The organism is Tsuneonella sp. HG249 (assembly GCF_053819205.1).
This window is the reverse complement of the sequence record NZ_JBSOQY010000002.1, coordinates 168,368-175,262: the sequence shown is the minus strand read 5'-3', so window position 1 is coordinate 175,262 and position 6,895 is coordinate 168,368. Positions and strand designations below refer to the sequence as shown.

Sequence of the window (6,895 nt, the reverse complement as noted above, 5' to 3'; positions counted from 1 at the left end):
AACGATAGCGGCGTGGGGTTTACGACAAACGAAGGATCAAGCTTCGTCACCACTTCGGTGCTGATGAACGACAGCGATCCGAACGGAGATACTCTCACCATCGCCGGATTCGACACTACCGGGACGCGCGGATCGGTGATCCATCGTGGCGGCGGCACATTCTCATACGACCCAGCCGGCAACTTTAATGGCCTCACCGACGGTCAGAATGCGACTGACATCTTCACCTACACGGTCGCTGATCCCAGTGGTGGGACTGCAAAGGCTACTGTTACAATTACCATTTCCGGGGTGGGGCCCATCAATCCGACCACCTCCTCCGATGTAGCCACCACCCCTGCGGGCACGCCAGTCACGATCGATGTCACCGCAAACGACACGGGCGGCGCATCAATCACTAGCGTGTCAATCGGCTCGCAGCCATCTTCCGGAATGGTCCACATCTCTGGGTTATCAATAACCTACACACCTAACGCGGGCTTCGACGGGCAGGATACCTTTACTTACGTCGCCAATTCTTTGGGCGGACAGAGTTCGCCTACTCTGGTGACGGTAACCGTCAGTAAGACACTAACATTTGTTCCGGGGTCCATTTCACAGGCGACCGACAATCCCGCGCTGCTCTCCACTGCAGCCGCTTTCGACGATGTATGCATTGCACTCGCGGATACGGCCATGGCTAGCCAGAGCAGGCTGTTCTCAATCTGCCAAGGGCTTGCACAGGATGCGTCGCAGCAGCAGAGCATCGACAATGCGCTCTTGGCAATCGGAACGGAGGAAGCTTTTGCCGCGAGCGATTCATCGTTTGATTTCTCGGACGGGATTAACGCCAATCTATTCGGGCGCCTGCAAGCGGTTCGGTCGGGAGACCGCAAGCGCGGAGTAGACTTGGGATCATTGCGCGCAAGCGACCTGACCGGCCCGTTCACTTCGATGCAAGCCATCGCTATGGACGCGCTCGGCGATGGCCTGAGCTCGCTCGGCGGCGACAACGGGCCGTGGGGAGTGTTCTTTTCGGGCACGCTTGGATTTGGAAATCGCTTGGCCGGGGCATCGGCAGGGAGCCGGTCGTTTGACACGAGAGCCCTCACTGCGGGGGTTGACTACCTGATGTCAGACGCCGTTCTACTAGGCTTAGCAGTCTCCTTTTCCAACCAGGACAGCCAATTCGACGCCCAGGACAGTTTCCATGACGTGAATGGATTGTCCTATTCGTTGTACGGCTCCGCCGAACTCGGCCCAGTTCACCTTGAAGGCCATGCCACCTACGGCACTCGCGAGCACCAATTGCGGCGCAACATCAGCTTTCAAACGAATGGCAATTCGGTCGACGAACTGGCGCGCGCTGACTTCTCGGGCAAGGACCTGATACTCGGTCTGCGCGCCGCGTATCCCGTCGCCTTAGACGACTTCGATATCGATGCGAAGGTCGGGGTCACCTACATAGACGGACAGATCGACGGATACCAAGAGAGAGGGGCTGGCGATCTCAATTTGGTGGTTGGCGAGCAATCGTACGACTATTTGATCACTGACCTAGGAGCGCGGTTCGCCTACTCATTCGAAAAAAGCGACGGCGCCGTCCTCACGCCGTTCTTAGACCTTACTTACAGCCTTATTTCGGGCCGCGACGACCGCCATATCTCGGCAGGTCTCGTGTCGGATCCACTCGGGCGCCGCGACATTCTGCTGACCTCGATCACGGAGAATGACAGCGAGTATTTCGACCTAACCGCGGGTCTTTCCGCACGCATTCGCGGTATATCGATCAGCGGAGAATACTCGACGACCATGGGCCTCGCGGAAGTCAACTTGGACCGCGTTTCTGTTACGCTCTCGATGCCATTTGGACACTGAATTTGATGCATCTCAGATGGCCGCGAGTGTGCGGCAACAATGGAGGGACTACCATGAAGTTGTCGGCCACACGAAACCTAGCTGCGATCCTCTTGGCCGGAAGTTGGGTTGCTCCAGCTTGGGCGGATCACGACGAGGAAGCCAGCAACGCAGGGCCGACCGGCGACGTTGCCGATCTCATCAGCGATCTTTACGGCGGTGACGGAATCACCCTCGATCCTGGGATCGTCTTCCACGAGGCACACTTCACTGCGGATTCTCAAGAAGCCCTGACCAACCTGAGTAACATAATTAGCGCCAATGCTGGTCTCGTCGCGTTCAACTCGACGGTCTCTTCAATATCCTTCGATATCGAGGAAGGAGTGCCCGTTCGCTCGCAGCAAAGCCTGGGACCGATTGTCGCGGAACGAGCTACGACGATCGGGGCCGGGAGGATCAATTTCGGCGTTTCGTATACCCGTGTCGATTACAAACAGTTCAATGGGACTAAGCTTGACCACCTCCAGATAGTACTTGAACACGACGAACAATTCGGCGTCCCTTATGAGCAAGATTTGATTGTCTTGAACTTAGATCTTGACCTGCAACAGGAATTTGTCGCTTTCAGCGGAACCTACGGACTGACCAATAATGTTGACATTGGGGTAACTATTCCTCTTGTTCACTCGTCCGGCAGGGTGCGATCGGAAGCGACGATCATCGACAATGGCGGCGGTGGTATCCACAGGTTTGGTGGAAATACACAGGCCGTGGCGACAAACTCAGCAAGCGCAAGCGGAATTGGCGACATCGCGGTTCGCGCCAAGTGGCACGTTACCGAAGGCCGGTCATCTGTGGTCGACCTTGGAGTGGTTGGGCAGGCCACGTTTGCCACCGGAGATGAGAGAGATCTGCTCGGGTCCGGTGAGACGTCCGTTTTCGTCGGGGGAATTGCCTCGGGGTCTTTTGGGAAAATCAATCCACACCTTAACATCGGGTACGAGTATTATATCGACGAGGGCGATCTGGCGGGGCTTGGTATTGAGCGGTCGAACGCTCGTGCGGCAGCGGGCTTTGATATAAAAGCCCGTGACAATTTCGCTCTCGCGACTGATATCCTTGCCAGGTGGCGGCAAGATGGCCTCTCACTCTACGACCTTGCAATCGGAGCTAAGTGGGCTCCTATTGGCGACGTTCCTCTAAGCGCGAACCTAGTTGTCCCGCTGAATAGAAATGAAGGCCTCCGCTCTGACTTCTATTTCACGATCGGTATCGAGGGAACATTCTGACAGTTATGTTAATCTCGCCGGCTCACTTATTACGAGTCGTTTTAAAGACGATCAGGCGGTCGCGTTCAAGATGACATGCCGTGAACGGCAAGATGTGGGCGCGACACAGCCGCTGGGACTTAAAAATCTCTGAAGAGTCCTCGATAGGTCGAATGTCAGATGGCGTTTCCTAGCGAAGGTGCAGCTAAGGCTGGAGCGGCTGCCAAAAGCGGTCGGTCTCCTTCCGGCCCAATTGCGGATATTCGCGATAGCTCTGTTGGCGCTCAGTCAGTTCTCACTATTCAGATCGGTCGGCTGCTTTTGGGCAATTGCTTGCCGGAACAACGGCAGTGACAGACGGTTAGGGTCTCACGGCCACCTCCGTGGTCGATCGGTGCCGAGAGCTTTAGCGTCCTCCCTGCTCTGAAGCGGGAGGCGTATGCTTCAACGGTCGCCAATTCTGATAGTCGAAGACGAGCCACTCGTGGCGATGAACCTCGCGTTCGAGGTAGAGAGCATCCACGGCGTCGTCGTCGGCCCAACCGCGACGGTGGCGCAGGCGTTAACGCTCCTCAGCGATACCGACGTGGCCGGGGCCATTCTCGACGCGAACCTGGCCGACCGGGACATCACGCCCGTCGCCGTGTTGTTGTGGGAGCGCGGCATTCCATTCGTGCTGCATTCGGGCAAGGGCATCCCGGCCGAGCTGGCCGAGATCGTCCCCGGGTTGAAGTTCATTGCGAAACCGGAACCCGCTGCGGCCGTCGTCGAATGCCTATTAAAGCAGCTCAGATAAGCCACCGAGCTATTGAGAAAGCAGCGACGCCTTCATCGGCATCGTCGCGACGAGGCCGGTCGGCTGCCAGTCGTATTCGATCGTGCCGCCGAGTTCGGCCGCGAGGTTGCGGAACATCATCTTGCTGCCGAAGCCGCTCATCTCTGGCTGCCCGGTCACTTCGGGCCCCCCGGTTTCAGCCCAAACGAGCGTGAGCGTGTCCTCGTCCGCTGCGCCGGTGATGTCGAGGAACCCCGCCTCGCTGCTGAGCGCGCCGTGCTTGGCGGAATTGGTCGCCAGCTCGTGGAAGATCATCGCCAGTGACGTGGCGCTTCGCTCGCCCACCCCGGTGCGCGGCACGGCGACGCGGATTCGCCCGCTGAATGCGCCAAGATCATCGTAGGGCGCGAGCAGGACCGACAAGAGGTCGCCCAGCAGCGCTGCCTTGCCCTGCGAGCCCGGCAGCGGACGAACGAGGTCGTGCGCCCGGCCGAGCGCGGAGAGCCGCTGGGTCAGTTCCTGCGTCATGTGCTCGATGCTGCTCGCCGAGCGCGAGGTGAGCGTGGTGAGCGTGGAGGCGATCGCAAGCAGGTTCTTAACCCGATGGCTCATCTCGCCCGCCAGGAGCTCATTGCCCTCCTCCGCCTGCTTCCGCCCGGTGACGTCGAGGAACACTCCGAACATCCGGCGATCGACGATACCCGCGTCTGCCCCTTGCCCGCGGGCGGAGATCCAACGCACCTCGTCGCCAAGGATCACGCGGAAATCAATTTCATACGATCCCGCCACCGAACGGGTGGCGAGGAACGCCGCCCCTACCCGGTCGCGATCGGCAGGGTGAATGTGCGCCGACATCTCCTCGAACCGCACGGTGTCCGACCACGGCAGGCCCCATAGCTCGAACGCGCGCGCGTCCATCTCGAACGTGTTGTCGTCGACGTTCCACGACCACAGCGCGACGCACGCGGCCTCGACCGCCAAGCGCAGATGCGCGCTACTCCACTGCTCTTGTGTGGTATGGTCGGCGATGGCGGCTGATCCCTAAGAATGCTTGCGCCGTGTTGGCCGCTACCAGCGTTCATCACAACGAGTTTCGCTCCTACCGGCCGAACTAGGCCGTCTCGGCAGGGGTACGGCATGCTGGACTAGTTATCGGCCTAGGTGCACCTCTTGGGGACCGCGCACAGGAACTGAGCATGCCGACAGAGTCAGATGACCCAAAGCAAACATTGCGGTCCGCGCCCACGAGGCGAGCGTTAAGGTGACGCGCTAGGCTACTCGGATAAGCTTCCTAGCGCGCCGCGGGTCCTTTAGCACTTCGCCTGCCGCAATCCACTGTTTGGCCCGCCCGACAACACGTTCAACTATGTAGCCAATCATTCATCTGGGCTGGCCTACGGGGGCGCCGAGGCGCGTTCGGCTATCGAGACTTCCGTCAAAGAAGAGTAGGGCGCGCCTCACCTGTCCCGCGTTGAACGCACCGTCCCACCGACCCCACCCTAATCGTCCTGCGAATGCTCGTCACTTGGGCGTTGAGCGGACGCACGCAACGCTCCATCCCAGGTGAACCCCTGTTCACACCCGTAAATCCTGCCGTTCGTTTCATCCCCGTAACGAACGGAGATTTTGTCATGAAAAGACTTCTACTATCGGCCTGCGCCGTGGCGACGCTCTCGGTGAGCGCCCCAGCCGCAGCCCAGTCCGGCGTCCTGGGCGATGTCTTCCGAGGGATTTTTGGAAGCAACTCGTCAAACCAGATCGGCAACTACGACGAGCAAATTCGCATCGCGTATCAGCGCCGCGAGATTTCCCAGTCGGAAGCGAGCGACCTGCAACGCCGCTACTATGAGTTGCAGCGTCTCGAGCAGCAGTATCGCCAGAACGGGCTGAGCCGCGACGAGCGGTACGACCTAGAGCGCCGCGTGAACGACTTCCAGCGTCGGTTCGAGATGGCCCGCTCGAATGGCGGCTACAACGATGACGATCAGTGGGGTAACAATGACGGGCGTCGGTGCCCCCCCGGCCTAGCCAAAAAGCGGAACGGGTGCCTTCCTCCCGGACAGGTCGGCCGCGAGGACGGGCGCTATCGCGACAGCAACGGATATCGCGAGGGCTACGATTACAGAGACAGCGATCGGTATGTTTGGCAGCGTGACCGCAACGGGCGAATAGTCCAGATCGATCGACGCACGGGACAGGTGGTTTCGACTAGAAATCGCTGAAACACCCTAAGCAGGTAGTAGGCGGCCCCGTTGCTCTAGGTTGACGGGGTCGCCGCTTTGACAGGCTGGCTCTCTGCTCAATGGAAAGCCGCTTCGGAACGTGCCTGGGCCTTTGAGGCCAAGCCGGTAGCGTCGGCTTTCCACCCCAATTCCCGCCGTTGAGTCTAGCGGCTGGCATCGACCCATTGCGGACATTCGGTTGGCGGTCGTCACTTCCCACTGCGGACAGGACGATGGGGCAGCGACGCGCGGGAAGCACCGGCTACCGAATGTCCCCCGACGACTCCGAATCACTTTCCCGCTTGAAAGGTGACATAACCCAGAGGGTAACCAGGGTTGCCACTGACAACATCAGCGCCACGTCGTAGCTCCCAAGCCCCACTGCGGCCCCGATTGCGCCGGTAACCCACAAGCTCGCCGCTGTGGCCGTTCCCTTCACCGAATCCTTTAGTCGAAGGATGGCGCCACCGCCGATAAAGCCCATCCCGGTGATCAGGCCCTCGACGATGCGCGCCATGGCCTCGGGACTTCCTGCCGTCATAGTTTCTGCTGCCTGGATCAGGCCGCACGTCGCAATTGCCACCAGCGGAAATGTGCGAAGCCCCGCGCTTCGCTCCTCGCGCTCACGGTTCCAGCCGATCGGTAGCGCCAGAATGTAAGCAATGGCCAAAGCGATCGCGTGAGGAACCACGTTGAAGGAGTTGGACCCCAGCAGGTGTTCGAGCATGAGGTGTTCACCTTCAGATAGTGGATGTGCGATCCAACTGATCGCGGGTTTCCGTGATCTACGTCGC

6 protein-coding genes are annotated in these 6,895 nt (G+C 59.5%); 4 read left to right on the top strand and 2 right to left on the bottom strand.

Annotated elements, in window-relative coordinates:
* The 3 genes from ACWPM1_RS12960 to ACWPM1_RS12950 form a co-directional block, all read left to right on the top strand.
* On the top strand, positions 1-1,857 hold a 1,857-nt coding region (locus ACWPM1_RS12960; RefSeq protein WP_455695316.1), incomplete at its 5' end, for an autotransporter domain-containing protein.
* A 53-nt stretch (positions 1,858-1,910) separates the two neighbouring features.
* Entirely contained in the window at positions 1,911-3,125 is a 1,215-nt protein-coding gene (locus ACWPM1_RS12955) for a hypothetical protein (RefSeq protein WP_455695315.1), read from the top strand.
* Between the two features lie 469 nt (positions 3,126-3,594).
* On the top strand, positions 3,595-3,900 hold the full coding sequence (locus ACWPM1_RS12950) for a response regulator (RefSeq protein WP_455695314.1): 306 nt from the start codon (positions 3,595-3,597) through the stop codon (positions 3,898-3,900).
* A 9-nt stretch (positions 3,901-3,909) separates the two neighbouring features.
* On the opposite strand, the gene ACWPM1_RS12945 is transcribed toward ACWPM1_RS12950, so the two are convergent.
* The gene (locus ACWPM1_RS12945; RefSeq protein WP_455695313.1) at positions 3,910-4,860 is read right to left on the bottom strand and encodes a sensor histidine kinase; all 951 of its coding nucleotides are present in this window, start codon (positions 4,858-4,860) and stop codon (positions 3,910-3,912) included.
* 650 nt (positions 4,861-5,510) lie between these two features.
* Here ACWPM1_RS12945 and ACWPM1_RS12940 point away from each other — a divergent pair.
* A complete protein-coding gene (locus ACWPM1_RS12940) occupies positions 5,511-6,101 on the top strand; it encodes a hypothetical protein (RefSeq protein ID WP_455695312.1) in 591 nt (196 codons plus the stop codon).
* Between the two features lie 262 nt (positions 6,102-6,363).
* Here ACWPM1_RS12940 and ACWPM1_RS12935 read toward each other — a convergent pair whose 3' ends face one another.
* The gene (locus ACWPM1_RS12935) at positions 6,364-6,828 is read right to left on the bottom strand and encodes an MgtC/SapB family protein (protein ID WP_455695311.1); all 465 of its coding nucleotides are present in this window, start codon (positions 6,826-6,828) and stop codon (positions 6,364-6,366) included.
* Positions 6,829-6,895: the final 67 nt, after the last annotated feature.

Coding starts and splice junctions, on each gene's coding strand:
- ACWPM1_RS12955 (WP_455695315.1), top strand. CDS start 1,911: ATGAAGTTGTCGGCCACACGAAACCTAGCTGCGATCCTCTTGGCCGGA.
- ACWPM1_RS12950 (WP_455695314.1), top strand. CDS start 3,595: ATGAACCTCGCGTTCGAGGTAGAGAGCATCCACGGCGTCGTCGTCGGC.
- ACWPM1_RS12940 (WP_455695312.1), top strand. CDS start 5,511: ATGAAAAGACTTCTACTATCGGCCTGCGCCGTGGCGACGCTCTCGGTG.
- ACWPM1_RS12935 (WP_455695311.1), bottom strand. CDS start 6,828: ATGCTCGAACACCTGCTGGGGTCCAACTCCTTCAACGTGGTTCCTCAC.